This window comes from Aquabacterium sp. CECT 9606, from assembly GCF_918741295.1.
GTDB lineage: Bacteria > Pseudomonadota > Gammaproteobacteria > Burkholderiales > Burkholderiaceae_C > Aquabacterium.
The window spans coordinates 138050-162421 of sequence record NZ_CAKKNB010000005.1; the positions used below are offsets into that span (position 1 = coordinate 138050).

At 61.0% G+C, this 24372-nt stretch carries 24 protein-coding genes; 5 read left to right on the top strand and 19 right to left on the bottom strand.

The annotated features are described in order from the left end of the window. Positions 1 to 3: 3 nt before the first annotated feature. Positions 4 to 381: a DUF3592 domain-containing protein gene (locus LQ232_RS21855; RefSeq protein ID WP_230182509.1), complete on the bottom strand. Its 378-nt coding sequence runs from the start codon at positions 379 to 381 to the stop codon at positions 4 to 6. Positions 382 to 433: 52 nt separating this feature from the next. Here LQ232_RS21855 and yfbR point away from each other — a divergent pair, with 52 nt between their 5' ends. Together yfbR and LQ232_RS21865 are read left to right on the top strand one after the other, a co-directional pair. Further along, the gene (gene yfbR, locus LQ232_RS21860) at positions 434 to 1027 is read left to right on the top strand and encodes a 5'-deoxynucleotidase (protein ID WP_230182510.1); all 594 of its coding nucleotides are present in this window, start codon (positions 434 to 436) and stop codon (positions 1025 to 1027) included. 2 nt (positions 1028 to 1029) lie between these two features. Continuing rightward, positions 1030 to 1965 (top strand): 3'-5' exonuclease, encoded by a 936-nt coding sequence (locus tag LQ232_RS21865; protein WP_230182511.1) that lies wholly within the window; start codon positions 1030 to 1032, stop codon positions 1963 to 1965. A 21-nt stretch (positions 1966 to 1986) separates the two neighbouring features. Here LQ232_RS21865 and LQ232_RS21870 read toward each other — a convergent pair whose 3' ends face one another. The 17 genes from LQ232_RS21870 to LQ232_RS21950 all read right to left on the bottom strand — a co-directional run bounded on the left by LQ232_RS21870 (position 1987) and on the right by LQ232_RS21950 (position 21187). After that, positions 1987 to 2325, bottom strand: coding sequence for a hypothetical protein (locus tag LQ232_RS21870; RefSeq protein WP_230182512.1), 339 nt, complete (start codon positions 2323 to 2325; stop codon positions 1987 to 1989). Between the two features lie 30 nt (positions 2326 to 2355). Further along, a complete protein-coding gene (locus LQ232_RS21875) occupies positions 2356 to 3309 on the bottom strand; it encodes a DUF808 domain-containing protein (protein WP_230182513.1) in 954 nt (317 codons plus the stop codon). A 71-nt stretch (positions 3310 to 3380) separates the two neighbouring features. Next, complete coding sequence (fumC, locus tag LQ232_RS21880; RefSeq protein ID WP_230182514.1) at positions 3381 to 4772, bottom strand: class II fumarate hydratase; 1392 nt, start codon at positions 4770 to 4772, stop codon at positions 3381 to 3383. A gap of 64 nt (positions 4773 to 4836) precedes the next feature. Continuing rightward, a complete protein-coding gene (locus LQ232_RS21885; protein WP_230182515.1) occupies positions 4837 to 5913 on the bottom strand; it encodes a chemotaxis response regulator protein-glutamate methylesterase in 1077 nt (358 codons plus the stop codon). A gap of 25 nt (positions 5914 to 5938) precedes the next feature. Further along, on the bottom strand, positions 5939 to 6433 hold the full coding sequence (locus LQ232_RS21890) for a chemotaxis protein CheD (RefSeq protein ID WP_230182516.1): 495 nt from the start codon (positions 6431 to 6433) through the stop codon (positions 5939 to 5941). Further along, the gene (locus LQ232_RS21895) at positions 6430 to 7227 is read right to left on the bottom strand and encodes a protein-glutamate O-methyltransferase CheR (protein WP_230182517.1); all 798 of its coding nucleotides are present in this window, start codon (positions 7225 to 7227) and stop codon (positions 6430 to 6432) included. The genes LQ232_RS21890 and LQ232_RS21895 overlap by 4 nt, the downstream gene beginning before the upstream one ends. 19 nt (positions 7228 to 7246) lie before the next feature. Continuing rightward, complete coding sequence (locus LQ232_RS21900; RefSeq protein ID WP_230182518.1) at positions 7247 to 9409, bottom strand: methyl-accepting chemotaxis protein; 2163 nt, start codon at positions 9407 to 9409, stop codon at positions 7247 to 7249. Positions 9410 to 9463: 54 nt separating this feature from the next. After that, positions 9464 to 11407, bottom strand: a complete 1944-nt coding sequence (locus LQ232_RS21905; RefSeq protein WP_230182519.1) for a methyl-accepting chemotaxis protein — start codon at positions 11405 to 11407, stop codon at positions 9464 to 9466. A gap of 33 nt (positions 11408 to 11440) precedes the next feature. Then, positions 11441 to 11989: a chemotaxis protein CheW gene (locus LQ232_RS21910; RefSeq protein ID WP_230182520.1), complete on the bottom strand. Its 549-nt coding sequence runs from the start codon at positions 11987 to 11989 to the stop codon at positions 11441 to 11443. Positions 11990 to 12001: 12 nt separating this feature from the next. After that, complete coding sequence (locus LQ232_RS21915) at positions 12002 to 13783, bottom strand: methyl-accepting chemotaxis protein (protein WP_230182521.1); 1782 nt, start codon at positions 13781 to 13783, stop codon at positions 12002 to 12004. 36 nt (positions 13784 to 13819) lie between these two features. Continuing rightward, on the bottom strand, positions 13820 to 14323 hold the full coding sequence (locus LQ232_RS21920) for a chemotaxis protein CheW (RefSeq protein WP_371820365.1): 504 nt from the start codon (positions 14321 to 14323) through the stop codon (positions 13820 to 13822). A 61-nt stretch (positions 14324 to 14384) separates the two neighbouring features. Further along, the gene (locus LQ232_RS21925) at positions 14385 to 16049 is read right to left on the bottom strand and encodes a methyl-accepting chemotaxis protein (protein WP_230182523.1); all 1665 of its coding nucleotides are present in this window, start codon (positions 16047 to 16049) and stop codon (positions 14385 to 14387) included. Positions 16050 to 16088: 39 nt separating this feature from the next. Beyond that, positions 16089 to 18260 carry a chemotaxis protein CheA gene (locus LQ232_RS21930; protein WP_230182524.1) on the bottom strand — a complete coding sequence of 724 codons (2172 nt, stop codon included), beginning with the start codon at positions 18258 to 18260 and terminating at the stop codon, positions 16089 to 16091. Positions 18261 to 18305: 45 nt separating this feature from the next. Further along, entirely contained in the window at positions 18306 to 18596 is a 291-nt protein-coding gene (locus LQ232_RS21935; protein WP_230182525.1) for a lipid asymmetry maintenance protein MlaB, read from the bottom strand. Between the two features lie 20 nt (positions 18597 to 18616). After that, a complete protein-coding gene (locus tag LQ232_RS21940) occupies positions 18617 to 18985 on the bottom strand; it encodes a response regulator (protein ID WP_230182526.1) in 369 nt (122 codons plus the stop codon). Between the two features lie 8 nt (positions 18986 to 18993). Continuing rightward, the gene (locus LQ232_RS21945; protein WP_230182527.1) at positions 18994 to 20148 is read right to left on the bottom strand and encodes a methyl-accepting chemotaxis protein; all 1155 of its coding nucleotides are present in this window, start codon (positions 20146 to 20148) and stop codon (positions 18994 to 18996) included. A gap of 196 nt (positions 20149 to 20344) precedes the next feature. After that, entirely contained in the window at positions 20345 to 21187 is an 843-nt protein-coding gene (locus tag LQ232_RS21950; RefSeq protein ID WP_230182528.1) for a nucleotidyltransferase, read from the bottom strand. 81 nt (positions 21188 to 21268) lie between these two features. On the opposite strand from LQ232_RS21950, the gene LQ232_RS21955 reads away from it, so the two are divergent. Both LQ232_RS21955 and LQ232_RS21960 read left to right on the top strand, forming a co-directional pair. Next, entirely contained in the window at positions 21269 to 22033 is a 765-nt protein-coding gene (locus tag LQ232_RS21955) for a metallophosphoesterase (protein WP_230182529.1), read from the top strand. Between the two features lie 105 nt (positions 22034 to 22138). Continuing rightward, entirely contained in the window at positions 22139 to 23077 is a 939-nt protein-coding gene (locus tag LQ232_RS21960; RefSeq protein ID WP_230182530.1) for a hypothetical protein, read from the top strand. Here the strand turns inward: LQ232_RS21960 and LQ232_RS21965 are convergent. Next, a complete protein-coding gene (locus LQ232_RS21965; RefSeq protein ID WP_230182623.1) occupies positions 23074 to 23691 on the bottom strand; it encodes a DNA-3-methyladenine glycosylase in 618 nt (205 codons plus the stop codon). The two genes, LQ232_RS21960 and LQ232_RS21965, sit on opposite strands and share 4 nt — an antisense overlap. Before the next feature lie 283 nt (positions 23692 to 23974). On the opposite strand from LQ232_RS21965, the gene LQ232_RS21970 reads away from it, so the two are divergent. Next, positions 23975 to 24313 (top strand): hypothetical protein, encoded by a 339-nt coding sequence (locus tag LQ232_RS21970; RefSeq protein WP_230182531.1) that lies wholly within the window; start codon positions 23975 to 23977, stop codon positions 24311 to 24313. Positions 24314 to 24372: the final 59 nt, after the last annotated feature.

Sequence of the window (24372 nt, forward strand, 5' to 3'; positions counted from 1 at the left end):
GGCCTAGCCCGAAATCAGCACGCTCGACTGCGGCTTGGCTGGGTCATAGAACACGGGAACCTGGGCGCCGGCCGGGAATTTTTGCTGGATGGCCAGCGCCTCGGCCTCGGTGCTGAAACGGGGCAGCATGGCGCGGATGCGGTTGTTTTTGTAGGTCTGCCCGTTGACGCTGTAGGTGTAGTTGACATCGATCCGCCATTCGCGCGTGAAGCTGGCGCCGTCGTTCGTCTCGTTCTGTGCCACCACCCGCGAATCGACGATCAGACCCGTGGCGGTGGGCCATTGCGGGCTGGCCTTGCGGTCCTGGTAGCCGCGCCACATCAGGAACGCCAGCCCCGCCACGACCGCGCCGATGATCCATTTTTCCCAGTCGATGCTCATGGCCTTAGTTTGCCGCAAAGGCGAGCCAGGACAATGGCGATATATTCCCCGCATGTCCGATACCAGTCCTTTTTATGCCCACCTGGCCCGCCTGCGCTTCATCAAGCGCTGGGGCTTGATGCGCAATGCCGTTGAAGAAGATGTGGCCCAGCACAGCTGGGAAGTGGCCGTGCTGGCCCACGCGCTGGCGGTGATTCGCCGCGATGTGCTGGGCGTGTCCATCGACCCCAACGCCGTGGCCACGCGCGCCTTGTTCCACGATGCGACCGAAGCCATCACGGGCGACTTGCCCACGCCAGTGAAATATTCGCCAGCCATGCGCCAGGCCACCGCCCACCTGGAGCACGAAGTCAGCCAGGAAATGCTGGCCTTGCTGCCCCCCGTCATCCAACCCGCACTGCGCGAGGTGGTGGACCACGAGCAGTGGCCCGACGACCAGGCCCAGCTGGTCAAGGCCGCCGACCGCCTCGCCGCATGGCTGAAGTGCCGTGCCGAGCTGCGCTACGGCAACACCGAGTTTGAGCAAGCCGCCCAGCAGATCAAAGGCAAGATCGACCAGCACATGATCCCCGAGGTCCGCTATTTTCTGGACCATTTTGGCCCCGCGTTTGAACTGACGCTCGATTCGCTGATGCGTGGCGACTGACCATGAACGACACCGCTTTGCTTGATCCTTCTTTCGACACGCCCGAGGCCCTGGCCAAGGTGCTGGAAGCGCACCCCGACTACCGTGTGCTGCGCCGCCTGGTGCCGCGCAAGGCATTCGGCCACAAGGCCATTGGTGCCAAGGTCAAGGTGCTGATCCTGGACACCGAGACCACAGGCCTGGACTGGCGCAAGGACAAGATCATCGAGTTGGCCCTGCTGCTGGTTGAGGTGGACCTGGAGGCCGGCCTGCCCATCCGCGTGATTGAGGTCTATGACGAACTTGAAGACCCGGGGATGCCCATCCCCGAAGCCGCCTTGCGCGTCACCGGCATCACCGATGATATGGTCAAGGGCCAGCGCCTGAACGAAGAGCGCATTGCCGCTTTGCTGGACGGCGTGTCGCTGGTCATCGCGCACAACGCCCGGTTTGACCGCGCTTTCGTGGAAGGCCGGCTACCGGCCTTCGCGGCACTGCCTTGGGCCTGTTCCCTGGCTGAAATCGATTGGAGCGAAGAGGGCCGTGGTTCTGCCAAGCTTGAATTCCTGGCGGCCGAGCTGGGCTTGTTTTACGATGCCCACCGCGCCGAGATGGACTGCCACGCCTTGCTCGCCGTGCTGAGCCAGCCCTTGCCCAAGTCAGGGCACACCGGTTTGAAAGCCCTGCTGAACGCAGGCCAGACCACCAGCTACAAGGTGATGGCCACGGGCTCACCATTTGACTCGAAAGACGCCTTGAAAGCGCGTGGTTACCGTTGGGATGCCGAGCGCAAGGTCTGGCACACCAGCGCAAATGATGCCGAGTTGCTGGAAGCCGAGTGCACCTGGCTCAAGGTGTCGGTGTATGGCCGGCGTGCGGCGCGGATCGAGATCGAGCAGCTCACCGCCATCGATCGTTTCGCCCCACGCGCGGGCTTGGTGCAGTTGCGCGATCTGTGAGCCAGCAGGCCCACAATTTTTTCAGCGCAGGATGTTGTAGCCGCGGCCCGTCAAGCAACGCTTGAGCACGGTCATGCGGTCGGCGTCGTTGGCGGCTTTGCGGCCGACCAGGCCCATCGACACCCGATCAGCGGCTGTGCCCACCACCTTGGAGGCGGTCTTGCCCACGCTGTTGATGTCCTGGTTGGCAATGGCCGCGCATTCCGCATAGTCCTTGTCGTAAATCACCGTGTCGATCTTGCTCTTGTCGACCAGGTCATAGCCGGTGACCGGCACCATGTCGACGTTGGGCTCCAGGCTGGTGCAGGCGGCGGCAGACAAAGCCAGGGTGATGGCCAAGAGGGTGCAGGTGCGGTTCATGAACAATGCGGATGTTGTTGATCCCCGATTTTAGGCAGGCTTGGCGCCACCTTTGAGGCGTTGGAATAAAGTCACGCCCACCAATGTCAGGCCTCCGGCAACAATGCCCACAACAGCGTCCACCAGGGTTGGGGTAATCACCTTGAGCACGGGGCCGATGCCCGACAGGCCGCCCATGCTTTCCGCCAGGTGGTGGATCCAATCGTGCGCGGGAGGGATCCCATGGGTCAGGATGCCGCCCCCCACCAGGAACATGGCGATGGTGCCGGCGATGGTGAGCAGGCGCATCAAATATGGCGCCGCATTCAGGATGACTTCACCGACGCGCTTTTGAAGCCGTCCAAGCCCGCCAGGCCCAGCCGTGCGCGCCAGGTACAAACCGCCGTCGTCCAGCTTGACGATGCCGGCCACCAGGCCATACACCCCGATGGTCATGATGATGGCAATGCCCACCAGCACTGTCAGCTGGGTGGTGAAATCAGCTTCTGCCACAGTGCCCAGTGTGATGGCAATGATCTCGGCCGAGAGGATGAAGTCGGTGCGGATGGCGCCCGAGATCTTGTCTTTTTCGTAGGCCACCAGATCGACCGCCGGGTTGGCCAAAGCGTCCACCAGATCCTTGTGGTGTGCTTCGTCTTCAGCGTGGCTGTGCATCAGCTTGTGCGCGACTTTCTCAAAGCCCTCGAAGCACAAAAACAGGCCGCCGATCATGAGCAAGGGGGTGACCGCCCAAGGCGCGAAGGCGCTGATGGCCAGGGCTGCGGGCACCAGGATCGCCTTGTTGCGGGCCGAGCCCTTGGCCACTGCCCACACCACGGGTAACTCACGCTCTGCCTGCACACCAGACACCTGCTGGGCGTTCAGCGCCAGGTCATCGCCCAGCACGCCCGTGGTTTTCTTGGCCGCCACCTTGGTCAGTAAGGCCACGTCATCAAGGATGGTGGCGATGTCGTCAATGAGGGCGAGTAGGCTGCTGCCGGCCATGGGTGAGTCCTGGTGTGAAAAGCGGGTGGTGTCCCCAAACCCGCATCCTATCGGACTTCAAGGGCGGGCCATCAGCGGGGACCCAGCATCTGCTGGGGGTCGACCCAGCGATCGAACTCTTCCCCGGTGACGGCGTTCAGAGCCAGCGCGGCTTCGCGCAGCGAGGTGCCGTTCTGTTGCGCATGCTTGGCCACGGCCGAGGCCTGGTCGTAGCCGATGTGCGGCGCCAGTGCCGTGACCAGCATCAGCGAGCGTTGCAGCAGCTCCTCGACCCGGGTGTGGTTCACCTTGATGCCTTTGACGCAATGGTGGGCAAAGCTGTTCATGGCATCGGACAACAGGCGCAGGCTGTCCAGCGTATTCAGTGCGATCAATGGCTTGTAGACATTCAGTTCGAAATGGCCCTGGCTGGCCGCGAAGCCGATGGCCGCGTCGTGGCCCATGACCTGGGCACACACCATGGTCATCGCCTCGACCTGGGTGGGGTTGACCTTGCCGGGCATGATGGAGCTGCCCGGTTCGTTCTCGGGCAACTGCAACTCGCCCAGGCCGGCGCGCGGGCCACTGGCCATCAGGCGGATGTCGTTGGCGATTTTGGTCAGCGCCACGGCGAGCATGCGCAAGCTGCCATGAAATGCCACCAGGGCCTCGTGACCGGCCATGGCCGCGAAGAGGTTGTCGGCTTGCCGCAAGGGCAATTGCAGGTGCTGGCCCAGCAGGGCGGCCACGCGGATGCCGAACTCGGGGTGGGTGTTCAGACCCGTGCCCACGGCGGTGCCGCCAATGGCCAGTGCATGCACGGCTTGCAGGGCATGGCCGATGGCTTTGTCACACAAGGCCAATTGGGCCTGGTAGCCGCCAAACTCCTGGCCCAGGGTCACCGGCGTGGCGTCTTGCCAATGGGTGCGGCCAATCTTGACCACGTCGGCAAAAGCCGCGGCTTTGTCGGACAACACGCTGCGCAGGCTCTCCAGGGCGGGCAATAACCGCGTCTGCGCCTCCTTGGCCACGGCCACGTGCATGGCGGTGGGAAACACATCGTTGGACGACTGGCCCAGGTTCACGTCGTCATTGGGGTGAACCAGGCGCTTGCTCCCCAGGCTGCCACCCAAGGCCTGCGAAGCCAGGTTGGCGATGACCTCGTTGACGTTCATGTTGCTTTGCGTGCCCGAGCCTGTTTGCCACACCGACAGCGGGAACTCGGCATCGAACTGGCCCAAAGCCACCTGCTGCGCCGCGCTGGCCACGGCTTGGGCCTTGCCCGGGTCCAGCAGGCCCAGGTCCTGGTTGACATGCGCGGCTGCCCACTTGACCCAAGCCAGCGCGTGGATCAGAGGCAAGGGCATGCGTTGCTCGCCAATGGCGAAGAAGTGAAGGCTGCGGGCGGTCTGGGCGGCCCACAGCGCTTCGGCGGGCACGTCAATGGGGCCGAAGCTGTCGGTCTCGGTGCGGGTGGCGGTCATGTGGTCTCCTCAGGCAAGGAGCCAGCATAGCCGCGTCGAAATCACCCTTCAATGCAGGGGGCAGTCAGTTGCCGTGCTGGATGATCTCTCGGTGCAGCACCCCGATGGGCAGGATCTTGTCCACGGCGCCGCGTTTGACGGCCTCTTTGGGCATGCCATAAACCACGCAGGTTTCCTCATCCTGGGCCACGGTGCGGGCCCCGGCGTTTTTCATCTCCAGCATGCCAGCGGCGCCATCGTCGCCCATGCCGGTCATGATCAAGCCCAGGGCGTTGGCCCCGGCCGACTTGGCCACGGACCTGAACAGCACATCCACCGAGGGGCGGTGCCGGTTCACCAAGGGGCCGTCCAGCACCTCGACAAAATACTGCGCGCCGCTGCGCTTGAGCACCATGTGCTTGCCGCCTGGCGCGATCAGGGCCTGGCCGGGCACCACGCGGTCATTATTCTGCGCCTCTTTGACTCGGATCTGGCAAATGCTGTCCAGGCGCGCCGCGAAGGCCGCGGTGAATTTCTCGGGCATGTGCTGCACGATGACGATGCCTGGGCACACGCGGGGCAGGGCGGTGAGCACTTCTTCGAGGGCTTGGGTTCCGCCAGTGGAGGTGCCAATGGCCACCACGCGCTCGGTGGTCTGCACCATGGCCTTGGGGCTGGCTGCGCTCAGGATGACGTCCGCGGAGTTCTTGGCCTGGGGCACGGCCACGGGCGCCTCTGCCCGCACGGCCAAACGCCGCACATTGGCCTTGGACGCGGCCTTGACCGCGCTCACCAGGTCGTCCGAGGTGTCGACGATGAACTGCTTCAGGCCCAGCTTGGGCTTGGTGATGATCGAGACTGCGCCAGCCGCCAAGGCTTCCATGGTGGTCTTGGCGCCTTTCTCGGTCAGCGTGGAGCAGATCACCACGGGCGTAGGGCGCTCGCTCATGATCTTCTTCAAGAAGGTGATGCCGTCCATGCGGGGCATTTCCACGTCCAGCACGATCACATCGGGCCAACTGATCTTCAGGCGCTCAATGGCCAGCAGCGGGTCGGCCACGGCGCAGCATACCTCGATGCCTGAGGCGGCGTTCAGCACGGAGGACAGCACCTGCCGAACCACCGCTGAATCATCAACCACCATGACTTGGATGGATTTCATGTCTAAGTGCTTTCTCTGTCAATGCTCACGTGGCATCGACAGGTTTGACTTGCCGGGCCCAGACGTGCCCACTGCTCACGTCAAAGAGGATTTTGCGGTGACCTTGTCCAAATAAACTTTCCGAAATGACGCTGATGCCTTGCGCCTCCAGCAGCCGGCGTGCCGCCTCGCCGTTCTTGCGTCCCACCTGTGAGGCGTTGGCCGTGCCGCTGTGCTGGGGGAACATGTCGCCGCCACCAAAGATCTTGGCCTGGCACGCCCTGGGGTCAACGCCTCGCCTGGTCAACTCCATCAGCATCAGCCCGAGTGCTTCTTTGCCATAACGGGCATCCAAGGGCCCTCCGACTTTGCCCGACCGCTCCGACAGCAGGAAGTGCGACATGGCGCCGATGCGCTGCAGAGGATGCCACAAAGTGATCGACACGCACGAGCCCAGCAGGGTCCGGATTCGGTGACGTGCGTCACCCACGAAGTACTCGCCAGGGTTCAGGAAAACAATGACCTGGTCCGTCGATTTCACGGCTTGCGGTAGATCGATGGCGCCACGGTCAGCAAGGCGTCGCTGATGTCGTTGAGGCTTTCAGAGTGGCCGATGCAGAAGTACCCGCCCGGCTTGAGCATCGAGATCACCCTGGCCACGACCTGGCGCTTGGTGTCGCCATTGAAATAGATCATGACGTTGCGCAGAAAGATCACGTCAAACTGGCCCAGTTGTGGCAAGGGCTCATTCAGGTTGGCCTGGAAGAAGCGAACCCGCTGGCGCAAGGATTTCTCGACCAGCATGGTGCCTTCCTGCTCGTCAAAGCCCTTCAGGCAGTAGCGCTTGAGGTAAGGCTGCGGGATGTTGCGCGCTCGCTCCATCGGGAAATGCCCGGCGCGGGCGCGCTGCAATACCCGGGTGCTGATGTCCGAGCCCAGGATTTCCCAGGGGCTGTTGCCCAAGGTGTCGGCCAGCACCATGGCCATGCTGTAGGCCTCTTCACCGGTGGAGCTGGCGGCGCTCCAGACGCGGAAAGGCTGGCCGGGCTTGTGGGCCTGGGCCAGGGATTTCAACAGCTCGAAGTGCTTGGGCTCCCGGAAAAAATACGTCTCGTTGGTGGTCAGCAGGTCAATGGCCGTTTGCACCTCGTCCTTGGCCTGCCCGCTGGACAGCAGGTTGAAGTATTCCGTGAAGCTCTTGAGCTGACGAGCCTGCAAGCGCTTGGACAAGCGGCCCGACACCAGCGCCTTCTTGGACGACGCCATGGTGATGCCGGCCGCATCGTAGATGAAGCGTTGGAAGCGGTTGAATTCCTGGTCGGTGATCGTGTTCATCGTGCTGATTGAGGACGTTTTAGAACCGCGCGAAGTGGGCTTCATGGGGCGCGTCAAGGCCCTCGAAGCTCATGGCTCTGGCCGGTGCTGGCTTAGCAAGACTCGGTTTGCTGGCCTGCGAGAGCACGGATCTCGCGTTGACCTTGCGCGGGGCCATGGCTGTGGCGATGCGGTGGTCGCCCTCAGACAGTTTGAAAAACGCCATGGTTTCTTGCAATTGCTCCGCCTGGCTGGTCATCTCTTCTGCCGTGGCTGCCAACTCTTCCGAGCTGGACGCGTTTTGCTGGGTGGTCTGGCTCAACTGGCCAACGGCTGAGTTGATCTGTCCGACGCCAGACGACTGTTCTTCTGAGGCGGCGGTGATCTCTTGCACCAGGTCTGAGGTCCTGCGGATATTGGGCACCATGTTGTCCAGCAGTTGTCCGGCGGTTTCGGCCAGTTCCACGCTGGAGCTGGCGACCGTGCCGATCTCTTGCGCGGCGACCTGGCTGCGTTCAGCCAGCTTGCGCACCTCGGCGGCCACCACGGCAAAGCCCTTGCCGTGCTCGCCTGCGCGGGCCGCTTCAATGGCGGCGTTCAAGGCGAGCAGATTCGTCTGGTAGGCGATGTCGTCGATGATGCCGATCTTCTGTGCAATCTGCTTCATGGCGGACACGGTGGCCTTGACCGCTTCCCCGCCACTGGCCGCTTCTGTGGCCGCCTTGGTGGCGATGCCGTCGGTGATCCTCGCGTTCTCGGTGTTCTGAGAGATCGAAGCGGTCATCTGTTCAATGGCCGCGCTGGTTTCTTCGGCGCCTGCCGCTTGTTCGCTGGAAGCTTGCGACAGCGACTGTGCGGTGGCGGAGACCTGAGCGGCTGCGCCGCGCAAGGCGTCAGAGGCCGAAACCACTTCGGCGAGCGTGGCGCTGAGCTTGCTCACGGTGTTGTTCACCGCGTTCTTCAACTCGGCGAAGGAGCCCTCGTAGTCGCCCTGAATGGTTTGGGTCATGTCACCGGCTTCGATGAGCGACAACACCTCTTGCACTTCCTTCAAGGGCGTGACGATGGCATCCAGCGTGCTGTTCACGCCACTGACAATGCGGCGGAAATCACCCGCATGCCGGTGAGCATCAGCCCGCACGTCCAGACGCCCCTCTACGGCCGCTTCACACAACATGTTGGCATCTTCAATCAGTGCCTTCAAGTTGCCGCGGACGGTTTCAATGGTGTCGTTGATGAACGCCTTCTTGCCAGGAAGTTTCTCCATCGGCGCATCGAAATTGCCCAAGCCAAATTGCTGAATGACGCCCATGGCCATCTTCTTGACACCGATGTGCGAGCCCACCATGTCGTTCACACCCTGTGCCATGGTGCGGAAGTCGCCTTCAAACTTCTTGACGTCGATCATCACGTCAATGTCGCCCTTGTCGTGCTCTGCCGACATGAAGTTCATTTCCGAGATCACGCCCTTGAGGTTGCCGCGGACCATTTCAATGGTGTCGTTGATGAAGGCCTTCTTGCCCGGCAGCTTGTCCATCGGCGCATCGAAGTTGCCTCGGCCAAACTCCTGAATCACGCCCATCGCCAGTTTCTTGACTGCAATGTGCGAGCCCACCATGCCGTTGATGCCTTCGGCCATGGTTCGGAAGTTGCCTTCAAATTTTTGAGCGTTGATCACCACATCGATGTCGCCCTTGTCGTGCTCTGCCGACATCCTGTTCATCTCGGCAATCAAGCCCTTGAGGTTGCCACGGACCATTTCAATGGTGTCGTTGATGAAGGCCTTCTTGCCGGGCAGCTTTTCCATCGGTGCGTCGAAGTTGCCTCGGCCAAACTCTTGGACCACGCCCATGGCCAGCTTCTTGACCGCGATGTGCGAGCCCACCATGGTGTTCACGCTTTGGGCCATGGCCTGGAAATCACCCTTGAACTTCTGAGAGTCGACTGTCACGTCGATGTCGCCCTTGTCGTGCTCGGCGCTCATGCGGGCCAGGTCGGCGGTCAGCGCTTGTTGAACATCCAGTAATCGATTGAAGGCCTCGGCCGCGCGCGCCAGTGCGGGCGGCAATTTTGCCGGATTGACTCGAGACGAAAAGTCACCGCGGGCAGCCGCGGTGATGGCGCTCGTCAGTTGTTCATCGATCAAGCGCTCAAACACCTCATCATCGTGTTTGGCTTGCTTTGTGGTTTTGATCTGAAGCATGGGGCACTTTCTGTCGCAGCCGTGGCTGCAAGGTTTGATGATGAGTCGGGAGGGTCAGAATCGAGCGAACTGGGCCTCGTCCAGCGACTCTTCACTGGCAAAAACGGCGTTGCTCGGCAAGCGAGTTGCCGCACTGGGCTTCTTGGCCATGGTCCGAGCTTTGGTTGCGGGCCTGACCGAGTTGGCGAATCTTCCCGGGTTGGCCTCGGAGGCGGCCAGCTTGAAGAAGGACATGGTCTGCTGCAGTTGCTCGGCTTGGCTGCTCATCTCTTCGGCCGTGGCAGCCAACTCTTCCGAGCTGGAGGCGTTTTGCTGCGTGGTCTGGCTTAGCTGGCCAACGGCCGAGTTGATCTGGCTGACGCCCGATGATTGCTCCTCCGAGGCGGCCGTGATCTCTTGCACCAGGTCCGAGGTCTTGCGGATGTTGGGCACCATTTCGTCCAGCAGCTTGCCGGCCTTCTCGGCCAACTCGACGCTGGAGCTGGCGACGGTGCCAATTTCTTGCGCGGCCACCTGGCTGCGTTCCGCCAGTTTGCGCACCTCAGCGGCCACCACGGCGAAGCCCTTGCCATGTTCGCCAGCGCGCGCGGCTTCGATGGCGGCGTTCAGGGCCAGCAGGTTGGTCTGGTAGGCAATGTCGTCGATGATGCCGATCTTCTGGGCGATCTGCTTCATGGCGGCCACAGTGGCCTTGACGGCTTCGCCGCCTTCGGTGGCTTCGCCCGCGGCCTTGGTGGCCATGCCATCGGTCACCTTGGCGTTCTCGGTGTTTTGCGAGATGGACGCGGTCATCTGTTCAATCGAAGCACTGGTCTCTTCCACGCCCGCGGCTTGCTCGCTGGCCGATTGCGATAAGGATTGGGCGGTGGAGCTCAACTCTTCCGAGGCTCCTGCCAAAGCTTCTGCACCGGCGTTGACCTCGGTCACGACCTGCGACAGCTTGTCCACTGTGTTGTTGACGTACTCCTTCATCTCGCCGAATGAGCCTTCATAAGGCTTGTCGATGGCCTGGGTCAGATCGCCTTGCGAGACGGCGCTCATCACGCGCACCACGTCGTTGATGCTGGTGCCCGTGGTGGTCACCAACTGGTTCAGGCCTTCGCCCATTTCCTTTTGAAAGCCTTGCAGGCCGGCCAGCTCGATGCGGGCTTCGAAGTTGCCGCGGTTGGCGGCTTCGACCACGTTGCGTTGGCCATCGATCACTTGCTTGAGGCGTGCCACCATCTGCTTGACGGCAAACAGCATGCTGCTTTCATCGTTGTTGCGAATGATCACCTCGGTCGACAAATCGCCGTTGGCCACTTTGGTCAGCAATGCCGCTGCATAGTCGGGCTCACCACCCAGTTGGCGACTGATGATGCGTGTGACCATCAAGCCCAGGCCGATGGCCAGCACCACGGACGCTGCGACCACCGACAAAGTCACCTGCTTGGCGGAAGCCACCTGGGACGTGGCCAGCTCATTGGTGGCCTTGGCCTGGGCGCTGAGCTCTTCGATGATCGCCGTCATGGTTTCTTCCATGGCGCGGGTGATCTTGCGGGCTTCGCCGTTGCTGAGTTCGGTGGCCTCGGCGAACTTGCCACTCAATGCCAGTTGGGCCACCTTTTCGTTTTCAGCCAGATAGACCGGCAGTTGGGTGTCCAGTTCCTTGAGCAGCGCTTGTTCCTTGGCGCTGAGCACTGTGCCCCGGTAAGCCTGGATCGACTTGTTGTAGCCATCCATGTAGGTTTTGGCGCGCGTCATCGCGGCCTTGGCTTCGTCCGGATTCTTGGTTGATGTCAGTCGAACATAACTGCGCGCATGGGATGACAGCTTGAGCGCCGCATCCGAGACCTGTTCCAGGCAGAGCACATTGTTTTCATAGGTGGCACTGAGCATGTTGCCCAAGTCCGATATCCGCATCAGGCCGTACACGCCAACGGCTGCGGTCAGGAGCGAGCAGGTCAGAAAAGTGATCAGCAGCTTGTGGGCCAGCTTCATGCGCAAGAACCAATTCATGGTCGTGTTCCTAGGGGTGGTCGTTCTATGAATTCAGTTCAATGCCAAGGCACTGGCTTGCGCAGGTGCTTGGGCAAGCTGGGTGATCTCGTCCATTGACAGAACGTGGTCAGCATCCAGCAAGATCACGAACTTGCCCTTGACCTTGCCCATGCCATGGATGAAATCGGTGCGGATGCGGGCGCCAAAAGCCGGGGCTGGCTCGATGTCGGAGGGCGCGATGTCCAGCACTTCGTTGACGGCATCGACGATCACGCCGATGACCTGGCTTTCCTGCTCGGCGGTTAGCACCTCGACGATGACAATGCAGGTGCGCTTGGTCACCTCGGACGATGTCCGGCCAAAGCGGGCCAGCAGGTCCATCACCGGCACCACGGCGCCGCGCAGGTTGATCACGCCGCGAACGCAGTCGGGCATCATGGGTACCACCGTCAGGCTGTGGTACTCGATGATCTCCTTGACCGCCAGGATGCCCAGGGCGAAAACTTCGCCGGCCAGCATGAAGGTCAGGTATTGGGTCGGTTCCGCGTTGGCTGTCAGCATCGCGCGAGCGCTGGATTGAGTTTGGGTCAGGGCTGTCATGTTGGCGTCCTTTCAGAACCTGGCGAATTGAGCTTCGTCCGGGGATGGCTCATGGGTAAATGCCGTTTTGCTGGGCATGCGTTGGCCCGAATTGACGCTTCGCGCCACAGGCTTGTGCTTGGCGATCGGCCGTGCGGGAGGGGCGGCAATGACGCCAGGCCTGGCCGAGTTCAACTTGAAGAAGGACATGGTTTGCTGCAGTTGCTCGGCTTGGCTGCTCATCTCTTCGGCCGTCGCGGCCAACTCTTCCGAACTGGAGGCGTTTTGCTGCGTGGTCTGGCTCAATTGGCCAACGGCCGCGTTGATCTGGCTGACGCCCGAGGATTGCTCTTCAGAGGCGGCAGTGATCTCCTGAACCAGATCGGAGGTCTTTCGGATGTTGGGCACCATCTCGTCAAGCAGCTTGCCGGCCTTCTCAGCCAACTCGACGCTGGAGCTGGCCACGGTGCCGATTTCTTGTGCAGCCACCTGGCTGCGTTCAGCCAGTTTGCGCACCTCAGCGGCCACCACGGCGAAGCCCTTGCCGTGCTCGCCAGCACGTGCGGCCTCAATGGCTGCGTTCAGTGCCAGCAGGTTGGTCTGATACGCGATGTCGTCGATGATGCCAATCTTCTGCGCGATTTGCTTCATGGCAGCCACGGTGGCCTTGACGGCTTCGCCGCCCTCGGTGGCTTCACCGGCCGCCTTGGTGGCCATGCCATCGGTGACCTTGGCGTTTTCGGTGTTCTGTGAGATCGAGGCGGTCATTTCTTCGATGGAAGCGCTGGTTTCTTCCACACCCGCAGCCTGTTCGCTTGCCGATTGCGACAATGATTGGGCAGTGGCACTGACTTCTTCAGACGCACCCGCCAGGGCTTCGGCGCCCGCGTTGACTTCTGTCACGACCTGCGACAGCTTGTCGACGGTGGTGTTGACGTATTCCTTGAGGCGTGCATAAGCGCCTTCATAGTCCTTCTCGATCTTCTGTGTCAGGTCTCCCTCGGAGACGGCGCCCAAGACTCGTGCCACGTCATCGACGCTGCTGCCGCTGGCTTTGATCAGTTGCTTGACCGAGACCATGAGGCTGCTGACATCGCCAGGCCGAGTCACCACGTCAATGTCGAAATCGCCACGAGACACACGCCCCAGGACTTCCGCTGCGGCGGCTGGTTCTGCTCCCAGCACGGCGGAGAGGTTGCGCACGATCAAAGTGGCGATGACGCCGGCAGTCAGCACGGCCATTGCTGTCAGGACGATGATCAGGGTTCTGGTGCTATGGGCCGTTTCGGCCGAGGCTTCAGCGCTTTCGGCCATCAGCTCGGTTTGAAACTTGGCAAGCGCTTCCATCGCATCCCAGTACGCCGTGTTAGCAGGACCGAAGTCGGATTTGAGGAAGTTGATCGACGCCGCGCGGTCGGTCTTGATCAGGCCAAATACTTTTTCATACTTCTCGTCGACCACGCGACCCTTCGCGCCGATGTCCGCGAAAAGTTGCTTGCCTTTTTCGGAGCTCAGCATCTTGCCAAGCTTGTCCAGGTTCTCACTGACCAAGCCACGGTTGACCTTGATCGCTTGCTGGTAGCTTTCAATGTCGGCAACATCGCTGGACAGCATCACGTTGCGCACAAGGCGACCGTTGTCCAGCGTCTTCTTGACGGACTCGTTGATGAGGACCACCTTAGGGTAGCGGTCCTCGGTGATCATCCGGGTCATGTCCTGCATCGTCGCCATCTTCAGGACTGCCATGACCGATACCACCAGCAGCAACAGGATCACAGCCCCGAAACCGAGTCCGAGCCGATGGGAGATTTTCATGTTTGCAAACATAGGTGGTATGTGATTTCTAGTTGATCAGTTGAGGGCTAATGCAGGACTGATGGCTGTTTTTTGCACCAGCTGTGTGACTTCATCAATGGAGAGCACGTGGTTGGCATCAAGAAGGATCACAAACTTGCCTTTGACCTTGCCCATGCCCTGCATGAAATCCGTGCGGATGCGGGCGCCAAATGCTGGTGCGGGCTCGATGTCGGCAGGCGCGATGTCCAGCACCTCATTGACGGCATCGACGATCACGCCGATGACCTGGCTTTCCTGCTCAGCGTTTTGCACCTCGACGATGACGATGCAGGTGCGTTTGGTCACCCCCGACGATGGCCTGCCAAAGCGGGCCAGCAGGTCCATCACGGGCACCACGGCGCCGCGCAGATTGATCACGCCACGAACGCAATCGGGCATCATCGGCACCACCGTCAGGCTGTGGTACTCGATGATCTCCTTGACCGCCAGGATGCCCAGGGCGAAGACTTCGCCGGCCAGCATGAAGGTCAGGTATTGAGTTGGATCTTGCGAGCTCATCGCCAAGGGCGATGTCGATCGGGGTTGTGGGCTTGAAGTCAGGGCGGTCATGTTCTAGCCCTCAGAATGGAGAGAATTGGGCCTCATCGGCCGAATCTGCATGCGCGAATGCCAGTTGGCTGTTCTTCCGTGTGCTTGCCATGGGTTTTTTGGCGGGCACACGGGGCTTGGCCACATGCCGGGGTGTGGGCGCCGCACTGTGAAGCAGCGCACCGTTGCTGGCCAATTTGAAGAAGGACATGGCCTGTTGCAGCTGTTCCGCCTGGCTGCTCATTTCTTCGGCCGTGGCCGCCAGTTCTTCCGAGCTGGAGGCGTTTTGCTGCGTGGTCTGGCTCAGCTGGCCAACGGCCGAGTTGATCTGGCTGACGCCGGATGATTGCTCTTCGGAGGCCGCAGTGATCTCTTGCACCAGGTCGGAAGTCTTCTTGATGTTCGGCACCATCTGGTCCAGCAAGCGACCTGCTGTTTCGGCTAGCTCGACGCTGGAGCTGGCGACAGAGCCGATCTCTTGCGCCGCAACCTGGCTGCGCTCAGCCAGTTTGCGCACTTCGGCGGCCACGACGGCAAAGCCCTTGCCATGTTCGCCAGCACGCGCAGCCTCAATGGCAGCGTTCAGGGCCAGCAGATTGGTCTGGTAGGCGATGTCATCGATGATGACGATCTTCTGGGCAATCTGCTTCATGGCCGCCACGGTGGCCTTGACCGCTTCTCCACCTTCAGTGGCTTCAGACGATGCCTTCGTGGCGATTCCGTCGGTCACCTTGGCGTTCTCGGTGTTCTGAGAGATCGAGGCGGTCATCTGCTCGATCGATGCACTGGTTTCCTCAACGCCGGCCGCCTGTTCGCTGGAGGCCTGCGACAAGGATTGCGCCGTGGCACTGACCTCTTCAGACGCGCCAGCCAAGGCTTCGGCGCCGCTGTTCACTTCGGCCACCACTTGCGACAACTTTTGAATCATGCTCTGCATGGCTCGCAGCAGTTGGGCCGTTTCGTCCTGGCCCTTGGCATCGATGCTCACGGTCAGGTCGCCTTCGGCCAAACTGTTGGCAACCTCGACCGCCTTGTCCAAAGGCTTGGTCACGCTGCGGCTGATGAGGAAACCCAGCGCAATGCCGATCAGCACGCCGCCAGCGATGACGCCAATCATCAACGCTCGACTGCTTTCGTACAGGCGGGTGGTCTCATCCGAGGCCTCTTTGGCGTTGCCTTCTTTCAACTTTGTCAGCTCGGTCAGCATGTCGTCGAGCTTGTCGGCTTGAGCGCGCGCGGTGTTCAGTGCTGCTTGCAGCTCCTCATCGCGGTCTTGCAGCTTCTTGGCCGAGGCCAGTGCCAGGGCCTTCTGCGTGTCGCGCTGGTAGTCTGCCCAAGTAAGGTCGAACGAAGCCAGCAGCCCCTTGCCCTTCTCGCTAAAAAACAAAGGGCGGGCCTTTTCAACATAGTCCTTGGTGGCGGTGCTGTACTTCGCCATCGCGGCCTGGTGCTTCTCACGCTCTTCTTGAGAGTGGGCCATCAGGAAGTTGCCACGCGCGCGGCCGATGTAGATCAGGTTGATGTTGGCTTCCTTGATGTACGACAACCCCATCAACTCGCGGGCATACATGTTGTCTGCCATGTCGTTGATCTTGCTGGCATTGGAGATGCCGATCAGGCCCACGATCAAGCTGATGCCCGCGACGAGCAGGAAGCCAGCGATCAGCCGGACTCCGATTTTGAAATTACTGAACATGAAACGTCCTCTGATTTAATGGTTTGGAATGGCCGTCTCTCAAGCCGAAACGGAGGCCCTGTCGCCAGAACTGGCAGCATTGGTTTTTTGCATCAAGGCGGGCACGTCCAGGATCAGGGCCACGTCGCCACTGCCCAAAATACTGGAGCCGCTGATGCCTTGGACTTGCGAGAACACCTTGGATAAGGGTTTGATCACGGTTTGCGCCTCGCCCAGCAGGGTGTCCACCACCAGGCCAAACTTCTGGCCCGCGTGCTTCACTACCACGATGTTCTCTCTGCTGCCTTTGTGGCCTTCAACGTCGAACAGTTCGCGCAAACGGATGAAGGGCAAGACTTGACCGCGAAGGTTCGTGTAGTCGTGGCCTTCTTCAGCCGAGAACGCCACGCATTCCTCGATCATGTCCAGCGGCACCACGAACACGGATTGCCCCACGCCCACCTGGAAGCCATTGATGATGGCCAGCGTCAGGGGCAGGCGCACGCTGACGGTGGTGCCCACGCCTTCCGCACTGTTGATGGCCACACTGCCGCGCAGGGCTGTGATGTTGCGCTTGACCACGTCCATGCCCACGCCCCGGCCCGACAGGTTGGTGACCTGCTCCGCCGTTGAGAAGCCAGGCTCGAAAATCAAGCCGTAGATTTCGCTGTCGCTCAGGGCCTTGCCCGATTCGATCAGTCCACGTTCCAAAGCCTTGGCCAGGATGCGCTCGCGATTCAAACCGCCGCCGTCGTCACCCACCTCAATGACGATGCTGCCCGAGTCGTGATAGGCGTTGAGCTTGACAGTGCCCTTGGCGGGCTTGCCCCGTGCGACGCGCACATCGGCGGCTTCAATGCCATGGTCAATGGCGTTGCGCACCAGGTGCATCAGCGGGTCGGCGATCTTCTCGACGACGGTCTTGTCCAGCTCGGTGTCTTCGCCGTTGACGACCAAGCCGATGTCCTTGCCGATCTCGCGCGAGACATCGTGCACCACACGCTGGAATCGGCTGAAGGTACCACCCACTTTGACCATGCGCAGTTGCAAGGCGCTGTCGCGTACTTCTTCCACCAGGTTGGCCAGGGTCGAGTGGCTTTCCTGCAACTCCAGGATCCGTGTGCTGCGCGCCACCAGGTTGGCACCGGCCGCGGCAATGATCAGTTCGCCCACCAGGTTGATCAGGTGGTCCAGCTTGTCGGCATCAACGCGGATGGATTGGCTTTCTTGCGCCTTGCTGTCCTTGGTCTGCTTCTGCTTGGTCAGGGCGGCTTCCACCACGGCGGGCTGAACGCGGCCTTGCTCGACCAGGATCTCTCCGATGGGTGCGGCAGGCTCGGATTTGGCCTGCAAGGCAAGGGCTGACTCCAGTTCGTGCGATGTCAAGGTGCCGCAGCGAACCAGGATTTCGCCCAGGCGCGCAGGCCCTTCCGGCAGTGCCTGGATCAATTCGATGTACTCGGATGCCAAGCTGTTGGGCGGCACGATGTGCAACAGGCAATCGTCCAGCACAAATTCGAATGCGCCTTCGATAGCGCCTTTGGTGGCCTCGCTCTTGAACGAGATCTCGAAGCCCAGGTAGCAGGATTCCGGGTCCATGTCGGCGGCCAGTGGCAAGGCATCGTGCAAGGTCACGATGCCCACGATCTGCCCCATGGTGCCCAGGTAGCGGATGAACGACAAGGGGTCCATGCCATTGCGCAGCACGTCGCGCCCAAAGCGCAGCGAGATGTGCCAGTTGTCGGTATTGATGCCGTGGTGGCCCATGCGCGCGAAATCGGCAGGGTCGGCATCCACCACATGGGTTGCGACGGACATGCTGGGTGTCGCTGGTGCGTCCAGGTAGACGCTGAGGCGAACCAGCAAGGGCTTGCCGGCGTGGGCCACGCTTTCATCGGGGTCGGCGCGGGTGCTTTCCGTCGTGTCGATCAGGGTGCCAATGTGGTCCCCGCATGACAGCAGCAGGGTCACCAGTTCATCTTCGATGGCCACCTTGCCATCGCGCACATGGTCGAGCACGCTTTCCACCACGTGCGTGAACTCCACGATCTGGTCCAGCCCGAAGAGTCCCGCAGACCCTTTGATGGTGTGCGCGGCGCGAAAGATGGCGTTGATGGATTCGGCGCGCTCTTCACCTTCGGTGTGGGCCAGGCCGAGCAGGGCGGTTTCCATCGCTTCCAGCATCTCGCGGCTTTCCACGATGTAGGTCTGTAGCGCTTGATCGAGGTTCATAGTCGGTCTCGGTTCAGTGAACGGTCAATGGCAAGGGTCGGCGGCTCAGGCGGGCATGAGCAGCGGATCGCCAAAATGCGCGGCCAGGTCCAGCAGCTCAAACACCTCCAGAACGGCGGGGCTGTGGTTCAGCAGGCGGACCTCACAGGCGTTGGATTGCGCCGTGGCTTTGGCCAGCATCAGCAACTGGATGCCAGCGCTGTCGATCTCGGTGACGCCATGCAAATCCACCTCCAGAGAGGTAACGCCATTCAAGGCCTCCAGCAAGGTTTGCTTGAGCTCGGCGGCGCGGTAGATGGTCATCTCGCCCTCGATGGGCAGGCATGCGGTACTCATGTTTTTCTCCCTTAGCGCCATCAAGGCAACACTAGTTTTTGGACCACGCCCAGCAACTGGTCAGGCTTGAAGGGCTTGAGCACCCAGGCCTTGGCGCCAGCTTCCTGGCCTTGCTTCTTCTTCTCGTCTTGTGACTCGGTGGTCAGCATGACGATGGGCGTGAACTTGTACGCCGCCAGTTGCTTGATCGCCTTCACCAGCGTGATCCCATCCATGTTGGGCATGTTCACGTCGCTGATGATCATGTGGATCTTTTGACCAGTCAGCTTGGTCAGGGCATCCTTGCCATCACAGGCTTCGATCACGTCGTAGCCGGCGCTTTTCAGTGCAATGCTCACGACGACGCGCAGCGAGGACGAGTCGTCCACAATCAGAATGGTTTTGGCCATGTTGTCCTCTAGAAAAACGTGATTTCGGTGTCGTCTTGGGAAGCTTCGGCGGCTTTGCTGCCTTGATGGACCGCACGCTCTTCCTTCATCGCATAGGTCTTCTCCAGCTCGGCCAGCAAGCCTGCTGAATCAAGGGGCTGCAGTGCCCCCTCCTGCTGGAAAAGAACACGGTTGTCATCCAGTACCACCGGCAAGCGCTCGATGTTGTTTTTCACGTGGCTCATGATCTGGCTTACGCGATCCTGGAATTGAAGTTGCACCAGGGCCTCGGAGATCTCAGCCTTGATGTCCAGGCTCTCGTCCTTGAGCAGATCCGTTGAAGCCACCAGCGTGTCGGTGACAGCGCGCAGCTGGTTCAAGACGGCCGTGATGGTGTCTTGCGACGTTGCCATGGACCGGGCTTCTTCCTGGTTGGAGGCCTCGGCACTTTCACGCGTTTCAACAATGGCCGCGTTGATCAGCGAGACCTTTTCGGTGATGCGCTTGCCGGTGTCGCCAGACAGGGCCGACAGCTTACGAACCTCTTGCGCCAGCACCGAGAACCCCCGGCCGTTCTCACCAGCGTGAGCGGCTTCAATGGCGGCGTTGATGGCCAGCAAGTTGGTTTGCCAGGCAATGCTGGCCACATCGGCGGCCATCTGCTGCAACTCGATGGTGAAGTGGTTCAGGCTTTGCACCTTCTCGAGCATCTGTGTCTTGCTGCTCATGGCCGATTCCATCGTGGCCACCACGGAGCCCAGCTCTCGCTCGCTCTTGGCAAAGACCGCCACCAAACCACTGTCACTGTCGATGGACGACGTGGCTGCGCTGGTGGTGCGCACGGTGTTGTCCAGCTTGTCCACGATGCCGGAGAAGCGTTGCGACAGCTCCGAGATCGCGGTCTCCATTTGCTGGCGCGAGGTTTCGATCTGCCCGGTCCACACGGGCGCCATCGTTTCACCAAAGCGCTGGCGTCCGTCGATGTAGTTCTGAATGGAATGCCGGAAGCTGCGCAGCTTGGTCGACATGCGCCAACTGGCCGCCAGGCCTGCCAAGATCAACAAGGGTGCGGTGATCCAGGCCGCCAGAGTACCCCCGCTGAGCACGAGTGCGGCTGCGCCGCCAATCGCTCCCACCAGGGGTGGATACATCAAATAAGCTTTGATGTCGTGGTTGATGTTCATGTCCTGCCGGGTCCCGTGATTCTTGCTGAGAGCTGTGCGCCCCTCTCCCATGGTGGCCAATGTGTGCCGTCCAAGAAGTGGGAAAAGATCGCTCCTAGCAGGGCATATCGGGCGCTACCCTAGGTCACTTGAGCCGCATGGGAGATTTAGTTCACGGATTCCGCGGATTTGTGATCACGCTGGCGCTGAAGTGGCCTTATGGTGGGTCGGTTTGGTCGGGGACTTGAAGCCGAGGTATGGCCCTGGTCCATTCCGTCACGTCTCTGGGCGTCAGATTGCCGAAAGGCGCCAGGCGGCCATCCTGAAAACCTTGCTGCTCGGTGTCGTCCAGGTATTGTTCACGCGACAACAAGGTGCCATTGCACAAGTGCGTAGGCTCAGGGGCCATGTGCGCTTCGCCTCGCAGGCGCTCCAGCAGGTGTTCCATCACCCAGCCTGGCACCAGTGAGCGGTGATCGGGGTAGACAAAGCCAAACAGGCTCAGGTGGCTGAGCAGAACGCGCCAATGCGGTCCGAAACGATCGAGCAAGCGTTGCCAGTCCAGCTGGTTGGCATGCGCTTGCAGCAGGTGCGCCACGTCAGCGCCGTCATAGCGCTCGCGCTCCATGATGAAGGCCTTGGACCAGATTGTTTCTTCCACGGGTGAGATCAGCACTGGCACGCCCAGCACCTGGCCCTCCGTGGCGTGCGCGAACCATGCATCGTCCACTTCACAAACGCCGTTGCCCGAGTTGAAAATGAGGTCGATGAACACCTCGTCGTCATGCACTTTGGCCAGCCAGTGTGCGAACACCATCTCGGTGCTGTAGCCTGCCTCGCGCATGACCTCGCCTACGTCGTCATAGTCTTTTCGGCGAATGAACAGGTCCAGGTCCTTGGTCAAGCGCTCGATGGAAGTGTGACAAGTGAAGGCGTGTGAGCCCCCGACCAGAAAGGGCACCGAGGAGGCCCGAAGCGCTTCCAGAACACGGCGATAGAACACCGCGGCGTGAGAACTGGAGCTTTGGTCTGACGACGACATCAACGGCGAAATTGACATAAGCCCCCAACTGGCTGGTGGATGCCTTGCGTGGGCAAGCCGTGTGCCAAGAGAGGTGGACAAGGACTTCAGGAGCACCCCATGGTTTCAGCCGGAAACATCCGTTTTGCCGCCGTTGGCGACATCCATTGCAAAAAAGATTCGGGGGGCACATTGCGCGCTTTTTTTGCGCAAGCGTCAAAAGCGGCAGATGCCCTCCTGCTGTGTGGCGATCTGACCGACTACGGCTTGCCTGAAGAGGCCAGGGTACTGGCCGATGAGCTGTCTGCCGCGTCGGTGCCTGTCATCGCGGTCTTGGGCAACCACGACTTCGAGTCTGATCAGCAGGATGAGGTTTGCGAGATACTGACGCGCGCTGGCGTCCGCATGCTGGATGGCGAAGCTTGCGAGATCCATGGCGTGGGCATTGCCGGGGTCAAGGGATTTGCCGGGGGATTTGGGCGCGGTGCGCTGGGCCCTTGGGGCGAGAAGGCGATCAAACAGTTCGTCAACGAGGCGATTCAAGAGGCACTGAAACTGGAGTCGGCATTGGCCAAATTGCGCACCCCGCGCCGCATCGCCATGCTGCATTACGCCCCCATCGAGGCCACCGTGGTGGGCGAACCGCTGGAGATATTCCCTTTCCTTGGCACCAGCCGGCTGGAAGACCCGCTCATCCGTCACCCTGTGACGGCCGTGTTCCATGGCCATGCGCACAGAGGCGCGCTGGAGGGGCAAACGGTGAATGGCACCCCGGTTTTCAATGTGGCCATGCCCTTGCTGAAACGTAGCTTCCCGGATCAGCCTCCCTTCCGCATCCTCAACGTGCCTGAGATCGAAAGAGTGGGGGAAGCCGCCATGCCTTGACGCGCACGCCGAAGGTACATTTTGCCGAACCGTTTGCCTGAGGGGAGGGCGCGTTCCGTTCGACGGCGCATGTCAAAATAGCCCGACTATAAAAGCGGGGATGGCATGAAGAAGTGGACCGTGCGGGTGGCCAAGGCCACGATGGGATTGATCCTGGGACTGGCCAGCCTGATGGCACTGGCCTTGTGGCACGGCAACCGCGATGTGGCTCCCTTGTCGCTGAGCGAAAAGCAACAGAGTTTTCAGCGTGCTGTGGGATGGATGCGCGCGCACGAGGCGCAAATCCTCAAGGAAGACAACGTCGCCCTGTGGTGGTTTGTCCAGGCTGCAGCCGAGCGCACCGGGGATGAATATTTGCAAGGTTTGGTGCTGAAATATCTGGCCGTCGCCAGTGCCTCTGAAGGCCCTGCAGGCCCCTGGAAGCGCATGCTGGTGCCCAAGGCGGAGGTGGTGCTGGACATCGCCTCAACCCGCTGGTTGGCGCCGTATCACAAGTTTTTTTACCATGCGCTGACCTGCGTTCCCCTGGCCCTGGACGACGGCGACACCAGCGTGTTTTTGCGAAACGACGTCTGTCACCCCCAGCCGACCCAGGTCTGGCTGAAAGACCCGGTTTGCACCACGCACCAACTGGTAGGCGTCATGCTTCTGCAGCGCGTTGGCTGTGCTCGCCATGAGGAACTGGCCGCGCTTGAGGGCGACCTGCTGTCCGACATTCACCAACAGATGCAATTGGACGTGGTGGTCAAGGACGCCTATTTCCAGCGCGTGTTGATGCTGCTCTGGCGTGGCGATCGCGAACAGGTCAGGCCGATTTGGCTGAACCGTGTGGTCATGGCCCAGCAAGCGGATGGCGGATGGGTCGGCGGACGGCAGGTTCCGGAATGGCCTCATTGGGCCCAACCCTGGGTGATCCGGGCCCAACTTGCACGGTGGTGGCCCTTGGGCTTCGAAGCGATCGGTGCCGAGTTTCACGCTTCGGCGCAGGGCCTGTTGATCACGGCCTTGTCCCTTCCACCGATGCCGGCAAAAGGCCAGCCTTAGCGCAAACGACCACGCCGCGCCGCAGCGGTTTTGGAATTTTCATCAAGCGGAAAAGTGCGGCTGACAAAACGGGATCCTGCCAGTCCGAAGCGCCACGGCACGTCCACTGCTTTCGAGATCCCGATGCGCGGGCCTGCCACTACCGCCACATGGCGTCCCTGTGGCGCCGGCAGCAGTTCGAAAGGAGGCGCCTCAATGCTCCGACCATCCAATTCGCGCGTGATCGCCAACGCCTGGCAAACACGCCCGGGCCCGGCACACAGCAGCATGGTGTTCTCCATGCCCCGCCGGCACTTCATGGTTTCGATGCCTTGTGTGGGCTGGAGTGCGCGAATCAGCACCCCGGCGCCATGTCCGGCGGGCATGCACACCAGGTTAAGGCACCAATGCAGACCGTAAGATTGGTAAACGTAAGCATGGGCTGGCGGGCCGAACATGGCACCGTTACGCAAGGTTTGGCCGCCGAAACTGTGTGATGCAGCATCAGCCTCATCGTAGGCTTCGGTTTCGACAATGATCCCGCCCACTCCGTTGACCAACAAGGTGGCGCCAATCAGAGCCTTGCCGACCTGATCGGACGGCGCCATGAAATCGATGCCATGCGGTCCTGGCATCGCCAAGTCAACCGATGCACCCGGATCCTCCTCGCCAGCCGCTGACGCACTGGGTACATAGCCGCTGTTGCCTGTGTTCACGGGTCACCTCCGTTGGTGGTTTTTACCGAAGAAATTACCGTCCCAAGCGCATGCCTTGACGGCGCTGACCTTCTTGCCTTTGGGCACGCTGATTGCTCAACACTGCAAATAGGGTGCCTGCAAGGGCGGCAACGTTCTACACCTTTGTTTACAGCCTCTTTGAATAATTGGTCACAATACAGCCCACGCTAGAAGTACCAGCATGAACCCGAAACCCAAGAAGCGCTCCGGCAACGATACCCAAATCACCCTCGGTGAAGGATGGCGGCAATTTGCCATGCCCCGTGAAGACCTTACTTTCATGGGCACCATTCGCCGAGGCATGGAGATCGGCGCCTTGGCGAAAGACCACGCAGGAGCCTACCTGCTGGTCAATGGCGACATCCGCCAAACCCTCAACAGCAGCCGCGTTGAAGCCAAATTGCGGTCGGCGGTGGTGCGGCACCCCAGGGTACCCGTGGTTCAGGGGCCAACGGCCGCCGAGCGCGCCGCGGTGGTTGTCGTCGTGAAACCGCGTCGGCGGGTGGTGGTTCCCAGCTGACCATTCCTGCGCATGGCATACGTCGTGCTTGCACCCGCTATGATGCATCCACGGGATTT

Excerpts from the sequence above, each read along its gene's own strand:
- LQ232_RS21855 (WP_230182509.1), bottom strand. The coding sequence starts at position 381 with ATGAGCATCGACTGGGAAAAATGGATCATCGGCGCGGTCGTGGCGGGG.
- yfbR (WP_230182510.1), top strand. The coding sequence starts at position 434 with ATGTCCGATACCAGTCCTTTTTATGCCCACCTGGCCCGCCTGCGCTTC.
- LQ232_RS21865 (WP_230182511.1), top strand. The coding sequence starts at position 1,030 with ATGAACGACACCGCTTTGCTTGATCCTTCTTTCGACACGCCCGAGGCC.
- LQ232_RS21870 (WP_230182512.1), bottom strand. The coding sequence starts at position 2,325 with ATGAACCGCACCTGCACCCTCTTGGCCATCACCCTGGCTTTGTCTGCC.
- LQ232_RS21875 (WP_230182513.1), bottom strand. The coding sequence starts at position 3,309 with ATGGCCGGCAGCAGCCTACTCGCCCTCATTGACGACATCGCCACCATC.
- fumC (WP_230182514.1), bottom strand. The coding sequence starts at position 4,772 with ATGACCGCCACCCGCACCGAGACCGACAGCTTCGGCCCCATTGACGTG.
- LQ232_RS21885 (WP_230182515.1), bottom strand. The coding sequence starts at position 5,913 with ATGAAATCCATCCAAGTCATGGTGGTTGATGATTCAGCGGTGGTTCGG.
- LQ232_RS21895 (WP_230182517.1), bottom strand. The coding sequence starts at position 7,227 with ATGAACACGATCACCGACCAGGAATTCAACCGCTTCCAACGCTTCATC.
- LQ232_RS21900 (WP_230182518.1), bottom strand. The coding sequence starts at position 9,409 with ATGCTTCAGATCAAAACCACAAAGCAAGCCAAACACGATGATGAGGTG.
- LQ232_RS21905 (WP_230182519.1), bottom strand. The coding sequence starts at position 11,407 with ATGAATTGGTTCTTGCGCATGAAGCTGGCCCACAAGCTGCTGATCACT.
- LQ232_RS21910 (WP_230182520.1), bottom strand. The coding sequence starts at position 11,989 with ATGACAGCCCTGACCCAAACTCAATCCAGCGCTCGCGCGATGCTGACA.
- LQ232_RS21915 (WP_230182521.1), bottom strand. The coding sequence starts at position 13,783 with ATGAAAATCTCCCATCGGCTCGGACTCGGTTTCGGGGCTGTGATCCTG.
- LQ232_RS21920 (WP_371820365.1), bottom strand. The coding sequence starts at position 14,323 with ATGAGCTCGCAAGATCCAACTCAATACCTGACCTTCATGCTGGCCGGC.
- LQ232_RS21925 (WP_230182523.1), bottom strand. The coding sequence starts at position 16,049 with ATGTTCAGTAATTTCAAAATCGGAGTCCGGCTGATCGCTGGCTTCCTG.
- LQ232_RS21930 (WP_230182524.1), bottom strand. The coding sequence starts at position 18,260 with ATGAACCTCGATCAAGCGCTACAGACCTACATCGTGGAAAGCCGCGAG.
- LQ232_RS21935 (WP_230182525.1), bottom strand. The coding sequence starts at position 18,596 with ATGAGTACCGCATGCCTGCCCATCGAGGGCGAGATGACCATCTACCGC.
- LQ232_RS21940 (WP_230182526.1), bottom strand. The coding sequence starts at position 18,985 with ATGGCCAAAACCATTCTGATTGTGGACGACTCGTCCTCGCTGCGCGTC.
- LQ232_RS21945 (WP_230182527.1), bottom strand. The coding sequence starts at position 20,148 with ATGAACATCAACCACGACATCAAAGCTTATTTGATGTATCCACCCCTG.
- LQ232_RS21950 (WP_230182528.1), bottom strand. The coding sequence starts at position 21,187 with ATGTCAATTTCGCCGTTGATGTCGTCGTCAGACCAAAGCTCCAGTTCT.
- LQ232_RS21955 (WP_230182529.1), top strand. The coding sequence starts at position 21,269 with ATGGTTTCAGCCGGAAACATCCGTTTTGCCGCCGTTGGCGACATCCAT.
- LQ232_RS21960 (WP_230182530.1), top strand. The coding sequence starts at position 22,139 with ATGAAGAAGTGGACCGTGCGGGTGGCCAAGGCCACGATGGGATTGATC.
- LQ232_RS21965 (WP_230182623.1), bottom strand. The coding sequence starts at position 23,691 with ATGCCAGGACCGCATGGCATCGATTTCATGGCGCCGTCCGATCAGGTC.
- LQ232_RS21970 (WP_230182531.1), top strand. The coding sequence starts at position 23,975 with ATGAACCCGAAACCCAAGAAGCGCTCCGGCAACGATACCCAAATCACC.